6 protein-coding genes are annotated in these 20,930 nt (G+C 60.8%); 3 read left to right on the top strand and 3 right to left on the bottom strand.

From position 1 onward, the window contains the following. Window positions 1-229: 229 nt before the first annotated feature. Window positions 230-568: a tryptophan synthase subunit beta gene (locus QWI20_RS24835; RefSeq protein WP_237259869.1), complete on the bottom strand. Its 339-nt coding sequence runs from the start codon at window positions 566-568 to the stop codon at window positions 230-232. An 83-nt stretch (window positions 569-651) separates the two neighbouring features. Beyond that, entirely contained in the window at window positions 652-15,123 is a 14,472-nt protein-coding gene (locus QWI20_RS24830; protein WP_369307656.1) for a retention module-containing protein, read from the bottom strand. 401 nt (window positions 15,124-15,524) lie between these two features. Here QWI20_RS24830 and QWI20_RS24825 point away from each other — a divergent pair, with 401 nt between their 5' ends. The 3 genes from QWI20_RS24825 to QWI20_RS24815 are packed head-to-tail and all read left to right on the top strand — an operon-like array spanning window position 15,525 to window position 20,440. Next, entirely contained in the window at window positions 15,525-16,874 is a 1,350-nt protein-coding gene (locus QWI20_RS24825) for a TolC family outer membrane protein (RefSeq protein WP_192174598.1), read from the top strand. A gap of 49 nt (window positions 16,875-16,923) precedes the next feature. Then, on the top strand, window positions 16,924-19,077 hold the full coding sequence (locus QWI20_RS24820) for a type I secretion system permease/ATPase (protein WP_369307655.1): 2,154 nt from the start codon (window positions 16,924-16,926) through the stop codon (window positions 19,075-19,077). Then, window positions 19,067-20,440 (top strand): HlyD family type I secretion periplasmic adaptor subunit, encoded by a 1,374-nt coding sequence (locus tag QWI20_RS24815; protein WP_369307654.1) that lies wholly within the window; start codon window positions 19,067-19,069, stop codon window positions 20,438-20,440. Before QWI20_RS24820 ends, QWI20_RS24815 begins: the two co-directional genes overlap by 11 nt. Before the next feature lie 175 nt (window positions 20,441-20,615). Here the strand turns inward: QWI20_RS24815 and QWI20_RS24810 are convergent, their stop codons facing one another. Continuing rightward, a complete protein-coding gene (locus tag QWI20_RS24810) occupies window positions 20,616-20,906 on the bottom strand; it encodes a DUF2845 domain-containing protein (RefSeq protein WP_369307653.1) in 291 nt (96 codons plus the stop codon). Window positions 20,907-20,930: the final 24 nt, after the last annotated feature.

Genomic DNA, 20,930 nt, shown 5'->3' with positions numbered 1-20,930 from the left:
TAACGAGGGGCGACTGCACTCGACGTTGGGCAACATGACGCCCAATCAGTACGAGCGGCAAGCGGCCTGACAATCACCGATTGAGGTGTCCGGAAAAAGTTGACCACTTCAAAGCCTATTCCCAGACGAGCACCATCCGCTGGGAGACAGCAGGGTGTCAGAACCCCAGGGAACGCGTGAGATCGAGACAGCAGGTCTTCAAAGGAAGGTATGAACGAAAAAACGGCCTTCAGATCAGCCGTTGTTCATCATCATTGATCAGGTCGCTCAGGCCGCCCAGTGTTTCCCGGGCCTGGGTTCGATCCATCAATTTCGCCTGTGCGGCGGAGGGGAGGTCGGTGATGTTGAGGATGCCTTTGCTGGTCAGGACCTGAATCAAGTCGTCCAGTACCCGGATCATGTCCATGTCGCTGGACTTGAGCTGGATCAGACTCTTCTCGACCACTTCGTTGGCAAACCAGGCTTGTACCTGATGGTCATCGGGCGGCAGTTGCTCGCTCGCTTCGGCAAAGGCCGTTGCTTCCACGCGAACTAGCGTTCCATCGGCATCGCGCTGAACGTAAAACATGGCTCATTCCTCAGGGAGTAACAGTGCTGACAACCGTCAGGGACGGCTGCCAGCACAGTACAACAGCTCTCGCGACTCAGCTATCAGTGGTGATCGACTTTGATGGTCGGATCCGCACCGCTCACCAGCGAGTTGACCATGGCATTGCTCCAGGTCACGCCTTCCACCTTGATGTGCACATCGGCCGTGGTCGCCGCGGCAGCCGCAGTGACATTCGACGCGAACTGCCCGGTGGTGCTGACTTGCAGAATGGTGTCATGACCATCGTTGGTGATTTGCAGGTACTTGCTGAGGGTGTCGGTGTCTTCACCTTGCAGCAGGTCACGCAGGTCGATCCGGTCGCCTTCGCCCTTGTTGAAGTCCTTGATCACGTCAAAGCCACCGCTGTTGGTGTCGCCTGCTTTCCAGGCGAATGTATCGGCACCTGCGCCACCGGTAAGGATGTCGTTGCCTTTACCACCGATCAGAATGTCGTTGCCGTTGCCACCGTTGAGGATGTCGTCGCCACCCTGGCCGAACAGAATGTCGTTGCCATTGCCGCCCAGCAGGGTGTCGTTGCCGTCCTGGGACGTCGACGACGAGTTGGTCAGGTGAGCCACCGCATCAAGGTTGTTGGTCACGAACGAGTGCAGCGTCTTGTCATCGATGGTCGACACATTCACGTGCAAGGTATCTGCTGCGAACGCCTTCAGCGCCGTGATGCCGCCCTGTGTGTTGTAGGTGATCAGATCACCGAACAGGATGTCATTGCCTTCGCCACCGTTGAGGGTGTCGCTGCCCGGCGCGATATCTTTCTGGTCGCCCAGTACCGCTTTCGCCAGATCGTCGGCGTTGACGTTGTTCAGCGAATGGCCATCGCTGTCGTAGTGATCGAGCGTGCTCGTTTTGACGGACGAGTTCAGGCCGATCGCTTCGATGGTTGGCGACTGCTTCAGCAGCAGTGCGTAACCGGTGTCTGCTTCAGCCAAGACAACGCTGCTGCCGTTGGTTTCAGGAGAATTCAGGCTGTATTCCTGACCGCCCTTGCCGTCGGCGTGGCTGGCAAGCGTGCCCACCAGTGTGCCGTTGCTGTTGCTGGCGTAGCTGTAAACGTGGCCGACGGTGTCGATGGCGACTTTGCCGTTCACGGTGTAAGTGCTGCCCAGATGCCAGCTGTCCAGCGCGGTCGCCAGCGTGATGGCCGTGCCGCTCACCGTGCCGAGCACCGTGCTGGTGTTCTGGTAAACGTTAGGCTCGCCGTCGGTGATGAAGTACGTGCGGTTCTCGCCCGTCGGGTTGGTGCTGTTCAAGCCGGCAAACCAGTTTGCGGTGGTCTTGAAGGCATCTTCGTAGTTGGTGGTACCGCCCGATGTCATGGTCGCCAGAGCAGCGGCCAATGTTTTCAGCGCAGCGGCCTTGTCAGACATGTCCACCGACACGGTCGAGCGCACGTTGGTGTCGAAATCCACCAGCAGCACGTTGATCTTGCCGGCGTTGGCCGTTTGAGCACCGTTCGCCAGTTTCTCGAAGACCGACTGCAGCTGCGTCTTCGCCGTGTCGAGGGTTTTGCCCATGCTGCCCGAGCTGTCGACGATGAAGGCGATGTTGTAGCTCTTGCCCTGCACGATGGTCGTGCCGCTGACGTCGCCAACGATGATGTCGCCGCCGGTGGTGCCGTTGATTGGCGTCGGGTCGGTGCCGGCCAGGCCTTCACTCGAGGTGTAGGTCTGAGGCTCGACGGTAACGGTGATCGCCTTGCTGTCGCTGGCGCTGGCCACGGCGCTTGGGACGCCTGGCACATTTGCTTCGGTCGCCGTCGCCGTGACGTTCAGCGTGAACTTGCCGCTGAAGTAGTCAGGCGTGGTGATGCTCAGCGTCGACAGGTCGAATTGGCTAACGTCGATCGTGTCCATCACGGTTTTGCCGTTTTCGACGTGGGTCGTCACGGTGGCCGTGTGGCCTGCGGCGTCGGTCAGGATCGAGCCGGCCGGTGCGCCGCCGCTCAGGGTCGTGACGTGAGTCTCCGAACCGTCGAGGCTGTCACCGAATACCGCTTTGACCGGGCTCAGCTTGATCGCGGCGCCTTCGGTGCCGTGGTTCAGCTCGTAACCGGTGTAATAACCCTCACCGCTGCCAACCGTGCCTTCGTGCAACGGCGAGACGTTCAGGCCGGAAGCCTTGAGGTCATCGACCGTTGCGAACAGCAGCACGTTGCTGCCGTTCAGGGCCACGGTCTGAGTCGCGCCGGTGCTGATGGTCTTGTCGACCAGGTTGATGCTGTAGCTGCCCGGGCCCGCCTGGTTGTAGTGGTAGATGTCCAGGGTGTAGTAGCCAGACTCCGTCGGCGTGAAGCCCGCGCTCTGGATCTTGCCGCCCGCACCCCATGTGGCGTTGGCCGCAGTCTGGCCCGCCACGGTGATCAACAGACTGTCGTCCGCAGTACCGGAGAAGGTGTAGGTGTGGCCGGCCTCCATGTAGACCAGACCGGACAGCTTGGTGCCGGTGCCGACCGCGACGGAAGAGTCCTGTGCAGCGGTGGCGACGGTGTGGGAGGTCGACGCAACAGTGGTGTTGAAGCCGGCCTTGATGGTCGCTTCGTTGGCGCCGTTGCCGTCGGTGCCCATGTTCTTCAATGTGCCGACGTAGACGTCCTTCACCAGACCGGTCGACTGAACGACGCCGGAACCCAGCGTCACCAGCGGTTGGTCGGCGACAGGCGCCACGTTGATGGTGCCGGTGGCTTTGACCGAACTCGCCAGCCCCTGATCGTCGACGGCCTTGTAGGTGAACGACGTGCTGCCCGCCCAATCGGCGGCTGGCTTGAAGTACACCGTTGCAGCGTTGCCGACGGCGACGATGTTGCTCAGGCTGGTCAACGCGACCTTGCCCGCCGCATCGGCGTAGAACGTGCCGTGTGCGGCCATGTCGACCAGGTTGAAGTGGTCGATTTTGCTGTCCACGTCGGTCGCGCTCAGCGTCACGGCGATGGCCGGGCTGTCTTCGTTGCCGCTGCCGGTCGTGGCGTCGGCCACCGGAACATCGTTGACCGTCGTGATGTGAATCGTCGACGTGGTGTTGGCGATGTTGTTGGTGGCGCTGCCGTCGTTGACGCTGATGTTGATGATGCGGTCGTCTTTGACAGGGTCGTGGGACGTGCTGTCGAAGGTGATCGACGAGATCGCCGTCTGGTACTGAGCCGCCGTGCCCGCACCGAACGTGATGACCTTGCCGGTCACCACGTTGTTGGTGACGATGTCGGTGGTGGTGACGCTCAGGCCGGCGGTGTTGCCGATCGCCAGCAGATCACCCGCCTTGTAGTTGGTCAGCGTGACAGTGGCGCTTTGCAGCGTCGGGCTGTCGGCGTCTTTCAGGGTGAAGTCTGCAGCAATCAGGCCTGGACCTTTGCCCGGCGCGGTGACATCGCCGCCGACCAGGGTTTCGTTCCAGGTGTTGCCGAATTCCTTGCCATCGCCGGTGTGGCCGATGACGGGCGCGTCGTTCACGGCGGTGACCGAGATCTTGCTGCCGGCAACCAGCGAATCCTGCGTACCGGTGCCGTCGCCTTTGGCGCCGGAGTCGGTCACTTGAACCGTCACGGCACGGTCACCCGCCTGAGGGTTATCGCCCGGGCTGTTGAAGGTGATCGACTGGATCAGCGCCTTGTACTGGTCAATGGTCGCGATGCCGTTGATCTTGAAGCCGTTCACCAGGCCTGCATCGTTGTGGGTTTCCACCACGCTGACGCCTTTCGGCGCAGTGCCGGTGAAGGTCAGTACGTCGCCCGCCTTCACGTCGACCGACACCACGGCCTTGCTCAACGTGGTGTTGTCGACATCGGCCAGGTTCAGGTTCTTGACGATCGAGACCGCCGCGTCGTTTTCAGTAAAGGCAACCGATGCGGTGCTCACGGTCGGTACATCGTTGACCGTGGTGATGTGGATCGTCGAGGTGGTGGACGCGATGTTGTTGACCGCGCTGCCGTCGTCGATGCTGATGTTGATGATGCGGTCGACTTTCGACGGGTCATGGGACGTGTTGTCGAAGGTGATCGACTGAATCGCCGTCTGGTACTGGGCAGCTGTGCCTGCGCCGAACGTGATGGTTTTGCCGGTCACTGCACCGGAAGCGTCTTTTACGTCACTGACGGTGTAGGTCAGGGCACCCGGTTTGCCGACATTCAGGACGTCGCCGTCTTTGAAGTTGGTCAGCGTGACGGTCGCGCTTTTCAGCGTGGTGCTGTCGGCGTCGTTCAGGGTGAAATCGCGAGCGATCTGACCTGGGCCTTTGCCCGGCGCGGTGACATCGCCACCGACGGCGGTTTCGTTCCAGGTGTTGCCGAACTCTTTGCCTGTCCCGGTGTGGCCGATGACTGGCGCGTCGTTCACGGCGATCACGTTGATCTGGCTGTTGTGAACCACCGTCAGGTTGTCAGTGCCGTTGGCATCGGCGTCAGTCACCGCGATGGTCACGCCGCGTGGCGCGGTGTTCGGGTTATCGCTGTTGTCGGCGTAGGTGATCGACTTGATCAGCGTTTCGTAGTTGGCAACCGAAGCTTTGCCAACCAGATCGATAACGATGTTGCCGTTGGCGTCGTTGCTCAGCGTGTACTTGATGCCCAGGCCCGTATCCCCGCTGGTATCGCCTTTGTAGTACTGGGAAACGATCAGGTCTTCAGCCTGAATACCGGTCAGCGTGATCTTCGCGCTGCTCAGCTGGGTGCTGTCGATGTCGGTGATGCTGAAATCTTTGACGATCGCGATCGGTGCGTCATTTTCGGTGTAGGTGATGCTGCCGAAATTCACGACCGGTGCGTCGTTCACTGGCGTCACGTTGACGGTCAGCGGCTGTTGGGTCGTCGCGGACGGTCCGTTCAGTTCGGTGGACGTCGCGTTGACGGTCAGGTTGATCTGGCCGTTGAAGTTTTCCGGTGGCGTGATAGTGACCTTGGTCAGGTCCCAGCCGTCGAGCGCCGCCGTGCCGTTGCCGCCGGCAGTCGACGTGTAGCTGTGTGTGCCATCGGTGACAACAGCACCGACCGGAACGCCGGAAACGGTCAGGTGGGTCAGGCTTTCGGAACCGTCGTTATCAACCAGCGCGGTGCCAATGTTCAGGTGGATGGCCGTGTCTTCCGGGCCGGTGACGGCAGGTGCGATCACGGTCGGGGCGTCTGCCACCGGTGCCACATGGACGTTGAACGTCAGGTCTTTGCTGACCGGAGCCGCTGCGCCGTCTTGGGCGGTGGCAGTAACGGTCAGAGCGATGTCGCCGCTGAAGTTGGCCGGCGGGGTGAGCTTGAGTTTGCTCAGATCCCAATCGGTCACGTCAGTGGCGGTTGCACCGGCGGTGGCGTTGAAGGTGTGCGTGCCGTCGCTCAGGGAAGCGCCGACCGGAATGCCCTTCATGCTGACCGTCAGGGTTTCGGAACCGTCGACGTCGGTGGTCGCTGCCTTGATGGTCGACAGCAGAATCGCGTTGTCTTCCAGGCCGCTGTTCAGGTGCTCGGTGACGCTGATGTTGTTGATCACGCCGCCGAGGGAGTTCGCGTCGCCGGCCTTGAATTCCAGCTTCGCGCTGCCGTCGGTGGTGACCGGGACGTCGAACGTGTAGGTCTTCAGACCCACTACGGTATTGGTCAGCGTGCCGACCAGCTTGCCGCCCCAGAAGACGTTGATCAGCGAGTTGTCGACCGCACCTGCACGGACCGAATAATCGAGCGAAACGGTGTAGGTCGCGCCGGCTTTGGCGTCGATATTGGTGTACAGGTTGCTCGGGTCGCCGCTGTTGCGCTCCAGCTCCAGCACCTGGCTGTTGTTGCTGTTACCGGCAACGCCGTAGGTGCCTGGGGTGCGGATTTCAACGGTACCGCCGCTGTTGTCGGTGTGCCACGCGCCGCTGCCGATGTTGCCGATCACGGTCGTGGTCGCGCCGTTCACGTTCAGCGAAGCCACGGTCTGGTCGTCCACGAGGGACAGGGCAGGGGTGTCGGTGACCGGATTGACCTTGATGGTGCCGGTGGCCGGTGTGGTGTCTGCCTGACCCTGGTTGTCGACGGCGGTGTAGGTGAAGTTGGTGCTGCCGCTCCAGTCGCCGACCGGCTTGAAGTAGACGGTGGCGCTGTTGCCGGTCGCTTTGATGACGCTGGTGCTGTCCAGTGCCTGAGTGCCTGCGGCATCGGCGAAGAACGTGCCGTGCTGACCCAGGTTGACCAGGTTGAAGTGGTCAATGGTGCCGTCGACGTCGGTGCCGGTCAGTTTGACCGCGACGGTGTTGTCTTCGTCGCCCGTGGCCGACGCTGGCTTGGTTACCGGCGCATCGTTGACGGAAATCACGTTGATCTGGCTGTCGTGAACGACGGTCAAATTGTTGGTGCCGTTGGCATCCACGTCGGTCACAGCGATGGTCACGCCGCGCGGTGTGGTGCTCGGGTTGTTGCTGTTGTCGGCGTAGGTAATCGACTTGATCAGGGTTTCGTAGTTGGCGACCGAAGCGTTGCCAACCAGATCGATAACGATGTTGCCGTTGGCGTCGTTGCTGAGCGTGTACTTGATGCCCAGACCGGTATCGCCGCTGTTATCGCCTTTGTAGTACTGAGAAACGATCAGGTCTTCAGCCTGAATACCGGTCAGCGTGATCTTCGCGCTGCTCAGTTGAGTGCTGTCGACGTCGGTGATGCTGAAGTCTTTGACGATCGCGATCGGTGCACCGTTTTCGGTGTAGGTGATGCTGCCGAAGTTGACCACAGGCGCGTCGTTGACAGGGGTGACCGTGATGGTGCCGGTTGCCGGGGTGGTGGACGCCAGCCCCTGGTTGTCAACGGCGGTGTAGGTGAACGGCGTGCTGCCATTCCAGTTGGTGTCCGGCTTGAAGTAGATCGTCGCGCCGTTGTCAGTGGCCGTGATGCTGGTGGTGCCGGTGAGCGGCTGAGTGCCGGCAGCGTCGGAGAAGAACGTGCCGTTGGCAGGCGTGGTGACCAGGTTGAAGTGGTCAATGGTGCCGTCGACGTCAGAGCCGGTCAGCTTGACCGCAACGAGTGTGTCTTCGTTGCCATTGCCGGTGGCTGTGTTGACCACAGGCGCATCGTTCACCGACGCGACGTTTACAGTCAGGGACTGGGTCGTGGTTGCCGATTGGCCGGTCAGCTCGGTAGACGTCGAGCTCACCTGCAGGGAGATCGAACCGTTGAAGTCAGCCGGCGGCGTCAGGGTCAGCTTGGTCAGGTCCCAGCCATCGATGATGACTTTGCCGTCGCCGGTCGGGATCGAGGTGTAGCTGTTTTTGCCATCGGTCAGCACAGCGCCGACCGGAATGCCGCCCACGGTCAAGCCGCTCAGGCTTTCCGAACCGTCGGTGTCGACCAGTGCAGTGCCGACGCTGATCTTGATCGCGGAGTCTTCATCGCCCTGGGCGTTGGTGACGGTGACGATCGGGGCATCAGCCACTGGCGTGACGTTGATGGTGCCGGTCGCCGGAGTGCCGGCTGGCAGGTTCTGGTTGTCGACTGCGGTGTAGGTGAAGGTGGTATCACCTGCCCAGTTGGTTTCCGGCTTGAAGTAGATCGTAGCGCCGTTGTTGCTGGCGGCGATGTTGCTCAAGTCGGTCAGCGGCTGGGTGCCGGCCGCGTCTGAGAAGAAGGTGCCGTGTGAAGGCGCATTAACCAGGTTGAAGTGGCCAATGGTGCCGTCGACGTCAGAGCCAGTCAGCTTGACGGCAATGAGGGTGTCTTCGTTGCCTGCACCCGTAGCGGCGTTGACTACCGGCGCATCGTTCACGGAAATGACGTTGATCTGGCTGTCGTGTACGACGGTCAGGTTGTTAGTGCCATTGGCATCAGCGTCGGTCACAGCGATGGTCACGCCGCGTGGCGCGGTGCTCGGGTTCTCGCTGTTGTCGGCGTAGGTGATCGACTTGATCAGGGTTTCGTAATTGGCAACCGAAGCCTTGCCAACCAGATCGATAACGATATTGCCGTTGGCGTCGTTGCTCAGGGTGTATTTGATGCCCAGGCTCGTGTCGCCAGACGTACCGCCCTTGTAGTACTGGGAAACGATCAGGTCTTCAGCCTGAATACCGGTCAGCGTGATTTTCGCGCTGCTCAGCTGAGTGCTGTCGACGTCAGTGATGCTGAAGTTGTTGACGATCGCGATCGGTGCACCGTTTTCGGTGTACGTCGTACCGTCGAAGTTGACTACTGGCGCATCGTTGACTGGCGTGACGTTAACGGTCAGCGACTGGGTCGTGGTCGCCGATTGGCCGGTCAGCTCGGTGGAGGTCGAGCTCACTTGCAGGGTGATCGGGCCGTTGAAGTCAGCCGGCGGCGTCAGGGTCAGCTTGGTCAGGTCCCAACCATTGATGTAGACCGCGCCGTCGCCTGTCGGAATCGAGGTGTAGCTGTTAGTGCCATCAGTCAGCACAGCGCCCACTGGAATACCGGACACCACGAACGGGCCCAAAGATTCCGAGCCATCGGTGTCGACCAGCGCGGTGCTTACGTTCAGCTTGATCGCGGAGTCTTCATTACCTTGTGCGTCAGCAACGGTGACGATCGGGGCATCGGCCACCGGCGTGACGTTGATGATGCCGTTGGCTGGCGCGCCCGCAGGCAGGCCCTGATTGTCGACCGCGGTGTAAGTGAAGCTGGTGTCGCCCGCCCAGTTCTCGGTTGGCTTGAAGTAGATCGTCGCGCCATTGTTGGTCGCGGCGATGTTGCTCAAGTCGGTCAGCGGCTGGGTGCCGGCCGCGTCCGAGAAGAAGGTGCCGTGTGCAGGCGCATTGACCAGGTTGAAGTGGCCAATGGTGCCATCGACGTCAGAGCCAGTCAGCTTGACGGCAATGAGGGTGTCTTCGTTGCCTGCACCCGTAGCGGCGTTGACTACCGGCGCATCGTTCACGGAAATGACGTTGATCTGACTGTCGTGTACGACGGTCAGGTTGTTAGTGCCATTGGCATCAGCGTCGGTCACAGCGATGGTCACGCCGCGTGGCGCGGTGCTCGGGTTCTCGCTGTTGTCGGCGTAGGTGATCGACTTGATCAGGGTTTCGTAACTGGCAACCGAAGCCTTGCCAACCAGATCGATAACGATATTGCCGTTGGCGTCGTTGCTCAGGGTGTATTTGATGCCCAGGCTCGTGTCGCCAGACGTACCGCCTTTGTAGTACTGGGAAACGATCAGGTCTTCAGCCTGAATACCGGTCAGCGTGATTTTCGCGCTGCTCAGCTGAGTGCTGTCGACGTCAGTGATGCTGAAGTTGTTGACGATCGCAACCGGTGCACCGTTTTCGGTGTACGTCGTACCGTCGAAGTTGACCACTGGCGCGTCGTTGACTGGCGTGACGTTAACGGTCAGCGACTCGGTTGTGGTCGCTTTCTGGCCTGTAAGCTCGGTTGAAGTCGAGCTCACTTGCAGCGTGATCGAACCATTGAAGTCAGCCGGTGGCGTCAGGGTCAGCTTGGTCAGGTCCCAGCCATCGATGATGACTTTGCCGTCGCCGGTCGGGATCGAGGTGTAGCTGTTTTTGCCGTCGGTCAGCACAGCGCCGACCGGAATGCCGCCCACGGTCAAGCCGCTCAGGCTTTCCGAACCGTCGGTGTCGACCAGTGCAGTGCCGACACTGATCTTGATCGCGGAGTCTTCATCGCCCTGGGCGTTGGTGACGGTGACGATCGGGGCATCAGCCACAGGTGTGACATTGATGGTGCCGGTCGCCGGAGTGCCGGCTGGTAGGTTCTGGTTGTCGACCGCGGTGTAGGTGAAGTTGGTGTCGCCCGCCCAGTTGGTTTCCGGTTTGAAGTAAATCGTCGCGCCGTTGTTGGTCGCGGCGATGTTGCTCAAGTTGGTCAGCGGCTGGGTGCCGGCCGCGTCCGAGAAGAAGGTGCCGTGTGCAGGCGCATTGACCAGGTTGAAGTGGCCAATGGTGCCGTCGACGTCAGAGCCAGTCAGCTTGACGGCAATGAGGGTGTCTTCGTTGCCTGCACCCGTAGCGGCGTTGACTATCGGCGCATCGTTGACCGCGGTCACGTCGATTTGACCGGTGGCGCTGCCCGACAGGTTGTTGGTGCCATTGGCATCAACGTCGGTCACTTCGATGGTCACGCCACGTGGGGCAGTGCTTGGGTTGTCGCTGCTGTTGGCGTATGTGATCGAGTTGATCAGCGTGGTGTAGTCAGCGATCGACGCCTTGCCGATCAGATCGATAACGATGTTGCCGCTGGCGTCGTTGCTCAGGTTGTAGCTGATGCCCAGGTCGGTGGTGCCGCTGTTGCCGCCCTTGTAGTACTGGGAAACGATCAGGTCTTCAGCCTGAATGCCGGTCAGCGTGATCTTCGCGCTGCTCAACTGTGCGCTGTCGACGTCGCCGATCTGCAGATTGCTGACCAATGCCTGAGGTGCGCCGTTTTCGACGTAGTCGGGGTTGGTGAAGGTGACGGTCGGTGCGTCGTTGACCGGCCCGACGGTGACAGTCAGGGGCACAGTCGTGGTGGCCGATTGGCCGGTCAGCTCGGTGGAGGTCGAGCTCACTTGCAGGTTGATCGGGCCGTTGAAGTCTTTCGGCGGGGTGATCGTCAGGTTGTTCAGATCCCAACCGTCGATGTAGACAGCGCCGTCGCCTGTCGGAATCGAGGTATAGCTGTGGGTGCCGTCAGTCAGCACGGCGCCGACCGGAATGCCGGACACAACGAGCGGGCCCAGGGATTCGGAGCCATCGGTGTCGACCAGTGCAGTGCTCAGCGTCAGCTTGATCGCCGTGTCTTCAGCGCCTTGGGCGTCGGCAACGGTCACGATCGGCGCGTCGGCCACAGGCGTGACGTTGATGATGCCATTGGCTGGCGCGCCGGCTGTCTGGCCCTGATTGTCGACCGCGGTGTAGGTGAAGCTGGTGTCGCCCGCCCAGTTGGCGTTCGGCTTGAAGTAGATCGTCGCGCTGTTGTTGCTGGCGGCGATGTTGCTGAGGTTGGTCAGCTCCTGAGTACCGGCGGCATCGGCGTAGAACTTGCCGTGCTCGGCCATGGTGGCCAGGTTGAAGTGGTCAATGGTGCCGTCGACATCAGCGCCGGTCAGCTTGACCGCGATGGCGGTGTCTTCGTCGCCTTTGCCCAATGCTGCGTTGACGGTCGGCGCGTCGTTGACGGCGATCACGTTGATCTGGCCGTCGTGCACGGCGGTCAGGTTGGTGGTGCCGTTGGCGTCCAGGTCGGTGACGGAAATGCTCACGCCGCGCGGTACGGTGCTCGGGTTTTCGCTGTTGTCGGCGTAAGTCAGCGACTTGATCAGGGTTTCATAGTTGGCGACCGAGGCATTGCCCGTCAGGTCGATGACGATGTTGCCGTTGGCGTCGTTGCTCAGGGTGTAGGTGATGCCCAGGTCGGTAACACCGGTGGTGCCGCCTTTGTAGTACTGGGACACAACGAGGTCTTCAGCCTGAATACCGGTCAGCGTGATCTTCGCGCTGCTCAGCTGAGTGCTGTCGATGTCGGTGATGCTGAAGTTGTTGACCAGCGCGACCGGCGCACCGTTTTCGGTATAGGTCGTGCTGTCGAAGTTGACCGCCGGGCCGTCGTTCACGGGCGTCACGTTGACGGTCAGAGACTGTGTCGTGGTGGCCGAATCCTTGTTGGCGCCTTCGGTCGAGGTTGAGCTCACTTGCAGGGTGATCGGGCCGTTGAAGTCTTTCGGCGGGGTGATCGTCAGGTTGTTCAGGTCCCAACCGTCGATGTAAACAGCGCCGTCGCCTGTCGGAATCGAGGTGTAGCTGTGGGTGCCGTCAGTCAGCACGGCGCCAACCGGAATGCCGGACACAACCAACGGGCCCAGAGATTCGGAGCCGTCGGTGTCGACCAGCGCGGTGCTCAGGGTCAGCTTGATCGCCGTGTCTTCGGCGCCTTGGGCGTCGGCAACGGTGACGATTGGCGCGTCGGCCACTGGCGTGACATTGATGATGCCGTTCGCTGGCGCGCCGGCTGTCTGGCCCTGATTGTCGACCGCGGTATAGGTGAAGCTGGTGTCGCCCGCCCAGTTGGCGTTCGGCTTGAAGTAGATCGTCGCGCCGTTGGCGGTGGCGGCGATGTTGCTGAGGTTGGTCAGCGCCTGGGTGCCGGCGGCATCGGCGAAGAACGTGCCGTTGGCTGCCAGGGTGACCAGGTTGAAGTGGTCGATGGTGCCGTCGACGTCAGCGCCGGTCAGCTTGACCGCGATGGTGGTGTCTTCGTCGCCTTTGCCCGAGGCGTCGATGACGGTCGGTGCATCGTTGACCGGGGTGATGTCGACTTCGCCGGTGGCACTGCCCGTCAGGTTGTTGGTGCCGTGGGTGTCCACGTCAGTCACTTCGATCGTCACGCCGCGCGGGGTGGTGATCGGGGCGTCACTGCTGTTGGCGTAAGTGATCGAGTTGATCAGCGTGGTGTAGTCGGCGATCGAGGCGTTGCCGCTCAACTGAATGACGACGTTACCGTTGGCGTCGTTGCCCAGCGTGTAGCTGATGCCCGACGCCGTGGTGCCGGTGTTGCCACCCTGGAAGGACGGCGAAGCAATCAGGTCTTCGGCCTGAACCCCAGTCACGGTGATCTTCGCGCCGCTCAGCTGGCCGCCGTCGACGTCGCCGATTTGCAGGTTGTTGACCAGTGCCTGAGGCGCGCCGTTTTCGACGTAATCGGTGCTGGTGAAGGAGACAGTCGGGGCGTCATTGACAGCGACGACGTGCACGATGCTGGTGGCTGGCACGGAATCGTTCTGGCCATCGTTGACGGTCACAGTAATGGTGCGGTCCGCGACGCTCGGGTCCTGGCTGCTGTTCTGGAAGGTGATCGACTTGATCACGGCTTCGTATTCGGCGGCGGTGGCGGCACCGGTCAGGGTCAGTACGATCTGGCCGTTGACGGTGGCGGTAGTGACCGCGATGTTCGCGTTAGGGCTGCCCACCACCAGGGTGTCGGCGTCCTGAGCGTTGGTCAGGGTGACTTTCGCGCCTTGCAGGGTCGGGCTGTCGGCGTCAGTGACGGTCAGCTGGTCGGCGATCGAAACGCCGGCCTGGCCTTCGGTGAAAGTGGTTTCGCTGTTGGTGCCGTTACCGCCGCCATTCGGATCGACAACCGGCAGAGCGTCGTTGTCGATGATGGTGGTGGTGACGCTGCCATTGGTCGCGCTGGCAACGATGTTCTCGAAGTTGCCGCCGGTGATGGCGCCGATCGCGACGGTGACGTTTTCAACGCCTTCCGGGATCGTGTCATTAAGGGTGTTCAGGTCGAAGGTGACGCTGCTGCTGTTGGCAGGGATCTTCACGCTGACCACTTGCGTGTAGTCGGTGCCGTTGGCTGCGGTGCCGCTGTAGGTCAGGTTGATCGTGACTTCAGTCTGCGCCGGGTTGCTCAGCGTAATGGTGTACGTGGCGGCCTGCCCTTCAACCACCGACTGGATGCCGGTGATGCTGGCAACGGTGGTGTCGATGGTGTCGACGATCTGCACCACGGCCGGCGCCGTGTTGGGCACCAGGCTTTCAAAGTTGCCGCCGGTCGCGCCGGTGATCGTGGTGCTGATAACGGTGTTGGTGTTGTAGACGTCATTGGCTGGAGCCGCGACGACGACCGAACCGGTGGACTCGCCCGCACGGATGGTGATGGTCGAACCGTCGGACAGGGTTACGTTGACCGGGGTCTGCGCCGGGTTGGTCAGCGTTGTGGTGTAAGTGATCGAGGTGCCTTCGACAGACGTCGGCGCAGCGCTGAGGCTGACCGTGGTGGTGTCGATGGTGTCAGTGATGGTGGTCACCGCCGGCGTCGGATCGGTCGTCACGACCAGCCCGCCACCGCCTGTTGTGCCAGTGATCGTGGTGCTGATGACAGACGGGTCGATGTACGGCGTGTTGTTGTCAGCCAGTTGAACAGTGGTTGAGCCGGACGTGTCGCCGCCACGAATGACAATGGTTGAACCGTTGGACAGGGTGACCGTCAGGTCCGACGTCGGTGCCTGAGTGACGTTCGCCGTGTAAACCAGCGCGCCGCCGGCTTCGGTCAGCGTCGGGGTGGCGGTCAGTGTCAGGGTGCCCGTCGGTTGCGGCGCAACGGGGGTGCCGCCGTTGCCGTTGCCGTTGTCGATCGCCAGGCCGTTGCTCAGCGTAGGTGGCGGCGTGGTCGTCGTCCCCAGGCCGTTGGTCGGGAAGCCGATGGTCGGATTCACTTCGCCCGCCGTCTCGGTGAGCATCACCACGCTGTGGCCGCCGCCCGCGTTGCCGCCATCACCTGGCGCTGCTTGCGGACCTGCTGCAGTGGCTTCGAGGTCTTTGGTCGGGTCGGCGCCGGCCGCGATGGCCTGCTGCAGTTCGGCAACTGACGGCGCCGCTTGCGCGCTGGCTTCGGCAAGGTTGGTAGTGGACGCCGGTGCGTCGGCACTCCACTGGCTGTCACGGCCAATGTCCAGCTGACGGCCATCGGCAAGCTGCAGCGTGACTGCGCCTCCCGGGCCTGTCTCAAGCTGCTCGCCGGTGAACAACCGGTCACCCTCGATGAGCACACGACGAATCCCTTCCGGGGAAACTGCGACGACTTGGCCAACAATGCTTTTGACGATGGCAACAACACTGCTCATGGGGGTGACTCTCCGAAATTACCGTTCAGTTGGTATCCATCATGCCGACCGGCCTTAACTAACGCCGCTTCATTACTGGAATACGTAAAGATTCGCATTTGTTCATTGCCAGATAACAAGTTAGGGAACTTATTAAGTTGCTCGTAATCTGGCGTCAATTTATTAACAGCAGGTCGGCACAGGAATTAACTTTCTGCCAAAGTATTGACCTATTCGGCGACATCCTAAACAATCGCCTCCGTAATGTCACATTGATATTTGATGAGATCGCGGATTTCTGCAGTGTGATCGCAAGCGCCCTTCAGAACACTCTCGAGACGATCACTTCAATGGCCATTTTTACGATGCGGCAGTGCGTATTGCTGCATTTTGAACAAGTACGTTCTCGGGAAATCACCAAAATGCGTAAGCACCTCTTCACTGCTGTACCTCTCATCCTTTGTGCCGGTTTCGTTCAGGCCCAGACGTTACAGTCCGCCATGCAGAAAGCCATGGACGAGCATCCCGAGGTGCAGGCCGGCATCAATGCCCGTATCGCCCAGGACTACGCGCTCCGTGCTGCAAAAGGCGGCTACCTGCCGCGTGTCGATGTCACTGCGGGCTACGGCCGGGCCGGTTCCGATACGCCAAGCACCCGTGCCTCGACCGGTCGTCACGATTACCAGACGCTGGACCGCGGCGAGTCGCAAATCCGTCTCCAGCAAATGCTGTTTGATGGCTTCGCGACAAGTAACGAAGTTGCGCGTCAACAAGCCACCGCCAATTCCCGGGCTTACTCGCTGTTAAATACAACCGAACGGACCGCGTTGACAGTTGCGCAGGTCTATCTCGATGTTCTTACTCAACGTGAAATGGTTCGGCTGGCCGAAGAAAACCTGAAGAGCCACGAACGTATTTACGACCAAATCAAACTGCGCACTTCCCGCGGTGTAGGTCGTATGGCCGATATGGACCAGGCCGATGCCCGTCTGGCACAGGCCCGTAATAACCTGATCACCGAACAAACCAACCTGGCCGACGCCCAAACCAATTACTTGAGTGCCGTTGGTCTGGAAGCTGATCAACTGGAAGCACCGTCGCCATTCGCCATGATGCCTGCCGATCTCAACGAAGCCCGCCGCCAGATGCTGGAAAACAGCCCGGTGCTGCGCTCGGCCGAAGCTGACATCGTTGCCGCTGAAAAGCAGTACACCTCGGCGCAGTCCAATTACTACCCGCGTTTCGATGCAGAACTGGGCCGCAATGCCGATAACAACATTGGCGGCGACGAAGGCCACAACAATGGCTGGGAAGCCATGGTCCGCATGCGCTTCAACCTGTACGCCGGTGGCAGCAACAAGGCTGACCTGCAATCCAAGTCGTACCTGTCGAGTCAGGCCCTGGATATCCGCAACAACGCGCTGCGTCAGTTGAACGAAGAACTGGGCCTGGCCTGGAACGCCTACAACAACGCCAACGCCCAGGTGCCGATCGCTCAGCAGTACGTCGAGCGGGCCAACAGCGTGCGTACTTCGTACCAGCAGCAATTCAGTCTGGGAGAGCGTACCCTGCTCGACCTTCTCGACAGCGAGAACGAGTTGTTCACCGCGCAACAGCGTCTGGTGCAGCTGAAAAACCTGCAGACGTACACCCAGTACCGCATCAAGGCGGACATGGGCACATTGCTGAAAAGCCAGGGCGTCGTGGCGCCGATGGCATCGGTTGTGCAGAACGATGTGAAACCGACAGTTCAGCTGCCGGGCATGAACTGATTCTTGACGGAGTCAGGTTCTTTTAACCGTTAAGAAAGAGAGTGTCAGCGTGGACTTGGAATTACCTTCGGCTCAATTAGGTCATGATCCACGCAGCCAGCACGACGATCCGCTACTCGACGGGCTGTTGACACTCTGTGCCCTGCATCACAAGCCGGCGAGCCGGGCCATGCTGACCACCGGTCTGCCATTGCCCGACCAGCGCCTGAGCCCGGATTTGCTGCCCCGCGCCGCAGCCCGGGCGGGTTTGCAGGGGCGTTTGCTGCAACGCAAACTCAACCAGATTCCCGAGATCGCATTGCCCGCCTTGCTGCTCCTGAAAGACGGGCGCTCTGCCGTTCTGCTTGGTTGGGAGGGCGAATCGGCCCGCCTGCTGATCAGCGAAAGCAATGGCGGCGAAGTGCTGATCGAAACCGAAGCGCTGGCGCAGGACTACAGCGGTCGGGTGTTTTTCGCACAACCGCAACATAAATTTGACGTGACCCAAGGCTCGCTTATCCCGCGCGCTCGCTCTTGGTTCAAGGACACCCTCAAGCTGTCTCGCTGGCTTTACGTCGACGCGATCGCTGCCAGCTTCGTGATCAACCTGATCGCGCTGGCTACCCCTCTTTTCGTGATGAACGTCTACGACCGAGTCGTGCCCAACCAGGCCACCGCTACATTGTGGGTGCTGGCGACCGGTATCTGTGGCGCGTTTCTGTTTGATCTTTTGCTCAAGGGCCTGCGCAGTCTGTGCCTGGACCTGGCCGGCAAGAAAACCGACCTGATCATTTCCGCCACGCTGTTCGAACGTATCGTCGGCATGGCGATGAAGTTTCGCCCGGCGCGGGTCGGCAGCTATGCCCAGAACATTCATGAGTTCCAGGGCATGCGTGACTTCCTCACGTCGCTGACCCTGACTAGCCTCATCGACCTGCCGTTCACGCTGATCATTCTGTTGGTGATCGCGCTGCTGGGCGGGCATCTGGTGTGGATTCCGATCATTGCCTTCCCGCTGGCGCTGGGCATCGGCCATTTCCTGCAAAAGCCGCTGACTTCCACCCTTGAGCGCACCATGGCGCTGGGTGCCGAGCGTCAGTCGAGCCTGATCGAAACCCTCGCCGGCCTCGACGCGGTGAAGGTCAACAACGCCGAAAGCGAGCGTCAGTACCAGTGGGAACACACCATCGGCACGCTCAGCCGCCTGGAACTGCGCGTCAAAGTGCTTTCCGGTCTCGCCATGAACATCACCCTGCTGATCCAGCAACTGGCAGGCGTGGCGATGATCTGTTTCGGCGTTTACATGATCATGGACGGCGTCCTCAGCATGGGCGGCCTCGTGGCGTGCTACATGCTCAGCGGCCGCGCCCTTGGCCCGCTGGCGCAACTGTCCGGTCTGCTGACCCGTTACCAGCAAGCGAAAGTGACCATGGTGTCGGTCGATCAAATGATGGAGCTGCCACAGGAGCGTAACTTCGACGAGCGCCCACTCAGCCGTCAGGTCCTGCAGGGCGCCATGGAATTCCGCAACCTTGAGTTCACTTACCCGAACCAGCAGAACCTGGCGCTGCGTAATATCAATCTGGTCATCCGCCCGGGCGAGAAGGTCGGCATCATCGGCCGCAGCGGTTCGGGGAAAAGCTCCCTGGCCAAACTGCTGGTCGGCCTTTATCAACCGGACGAAGGCTCGCTGCTGGTGGATGGCGTCGACATTCGCCAGATCGACGTCAGCGAAGTGCGCCACAACATCGGCTACGTCGCCCAGGACATCCAGTTGTTGTCGGGCACGCTGCGCGACAACCTGATTTCCGGCGCGCGTTACGTGGACGACGAAATGGTGCTGCAGGCCGCCGAACTGGCCGGTGTGCATGAATTTGCGAGCCTGCATCCGCAGGGCTACGAGCTGCAAGTGGGCGAGCGCGGGCAGAACCTTTCCGGCGGGCAGCGGCAGAACGTTGCCCTGGCGCGGGCCTTGTTGCTCGATCCGCCGATCCTGTTGCTCGACGAACCCACCAGCGCCATGGACAACACCGGCGAAGAACGTTTGAAGCAGCGCCTGCATGGCGTTATCGAGAAAAAGACCGTGATTCTTGTGACACACCGCGCTTCGTTGCTCAGCCTGGTTGATCGCCTGGTGGTCATCGACCGCGGCCAGATCGTGGCTGACGGCCCGAAAGCCGCCGTTATGGAAGCGTTGAAGAAGGGGCAGATCAGTGTTGCTTAAATCAGGTCAAAACTCCGGTGGCGGCATCTTCGGCTACTTCAAGGGCTCGCCGTCGCTGGAAGGCCAGGCGCTGCCCGAAGTCAAAAAGGCATTGGTCGATGATGCTCCGCGCATCGTGCGGCTGACCATCTGGGCCGTGATTCTGTTCTTCGTCTTCTTGCTGGCCTGGGCCAACTTCGCCGTGATCGATGAAGTGACGAAGGGCGAGGGCAAGGCCATTCCGTCGACCAAGATCCAGAAAATCCAGAACCTGGAAGGCGGCATCGTCGCGCAGATCTACGCCCACGACGGCCAGATCGTCGACGCCGGCGCCCCGCTGATTCGCCTCGACGACACGCGCTTTGCCTCCAACGTTGGCGAAACCGAGGCTGATCGTCTGGCCATGCAGCTGCGGGTTGAGCGTCTGAGCGCCGAGGTCGATGACCGTCCGCTGAACATCAGCGCCGAAGCCCGCAAGCTGGTGCCGAATCAGGCAGCCAACGAAGAGTCGCTGTACAAAAGCCGCCGTCAGCAACTGGTGGATGAGATTGGTGGTTTGCAGCAGCAATTGATTCAGCGTCAGCAGGAATTGCGTGAGTTCGGCTCCAAGCAGGAGCAGTACCGCAGCAGCCTGGGCCTGTTGCGCCAGGAAATCGGCATGTCCGAGCCGTTGGTGTCCCAAGGCGCCGTGTCGCCGGTGGACATCCTGCGGCTGAAACGCTCCGAGGTGGAAACCCGTGGTCAGCTGGATGGCACCACGCTGGCGATCCCTCGCGCACAGGCGGCGATTGCCGAAGTGCAGCGCAAGATCGATGAAACCCGTGGCAAATTCCGCAGCGACGCGCTGACCCAACTGAACGAAGCGCGCACCAATCTTTCGAAAGCGCAGTCGACGGCCAAGGGCCTTGAAGACCGCGTCAACCGCACGATGGTGACATCGCCGGTGCGCGGCGTGGTCAAACAAATGCTGGTCAACACCGTCGGCGGCGTTATTCAACCGGGCAGCGACATTGCCGAAGTGGTGCCGCTGGATGACACGCTGTTGGTAGAAGCGCGCATTCGCCCGCAAGACATCGCCTTCCTGCACCCGGGGCAGGAAGCGATGATCAAGTTCACGGCTTACGACTACACGATCTACGGCGGGCTGAAAGGCAAGCTGGAGCAGATCGGCGCTGACACCATTCAGGACGAAGAGAAGAAGAACACCTTCTACGTGATCAAACTGCGCACCGACCGCAGCCACCTCGGCACCGATGAGCACCCGCTGCTGATCATCCCCGGCATGGTCGCTTCGGTGGACATCATCACCGGCAAGAAAACCATCCTGAGCTACCTGCTCAAACCCGTGCTGAAAGCCCGCGCCGAGGCATTGCACGAGCGTTGATGGCTGATGGCCCTTCACTTAGTGGGACCGGCTTTAGCCGGGAATGCGTTGGGCGTGGCACCGGAAATCTATGGTGTTCACACGGGCCTCTTCCCGGCTAAAGCCGGTCCCACAGACAGACCACGTGCTTTTTGTGGGACCGGCTTTAGCCGGGAAAGCGTCAGGGCAGGCGCCATCACCTCCCGCGTTTGCTATCAATCCTCACCAATCGCCCGCCTTCGAATCTCAGGTACTGGTACATCCCGTTGCTCGGGCCGTAGATCCACTCCTGAACCTGCACCTGATCCACCTGGCGGTAGTGATTGACGGTTTCCTTGTAGCCGATTATGTCCTGGCTGACCGGTTGGCCGCATTTCTGCTGCACTTCAAACATCCGGTCGCCCACGCTGATCAACTGGCTGCCGCAGCGCAATGTATCCGCTTGGGCAACGCCAACAAGCGCGGTCAATCCGAGAACCAACGCCATCCTCGTTATCGCATTCATCAAAAT

Origin of the sequence: Pseudomonas sp. W2-17, assembly GCF_041060445.1 — a bacterium.
Classification (GTDB): Bacteria; Pseudomonadota; Gammaproteobacteria; order Pseudomonadales; family Pseudomonadaceae; genus Aquipseudomonas.
Note: the sequence above shows the minus strand (reverse complement) of the source record. Positions and strands in the feature narration are given on the sequence as shown.

Bases quoted from the DNA above. Each gene is read 5' to 3' on its own strand.
- QWI20_RS24810 (WP_369307653.1), bottom strand. From the start codon at position 20,906: ATGGCGTTGGTTCTCGGATTGACCGCGCTTGTTGGCGTTGCCCAAGCG.
- QWI20_RS24835 (WP_237259869.1), bottom strand. From the start codon at position 568: ATGTTTTACGTTCAGCGCGATGCCGATGGAACGCTAGTTCGCGTGGAA.
- QWI20_RS24830 (WP_369307656.1), bottom strand. From the start codon at position 15,123: ATGAGCAGTGTTGTTGCCATCGTCAAAAGCATTGTTGGCCAAGTCGTC.
- QWI20_RS24825 (WP_192174598.1), top strand. From the start codon at position 15,525: ATGCGTAAGCACCTCTTCACTGCTGTACCTCTCATCCTTTGTGCCGGT.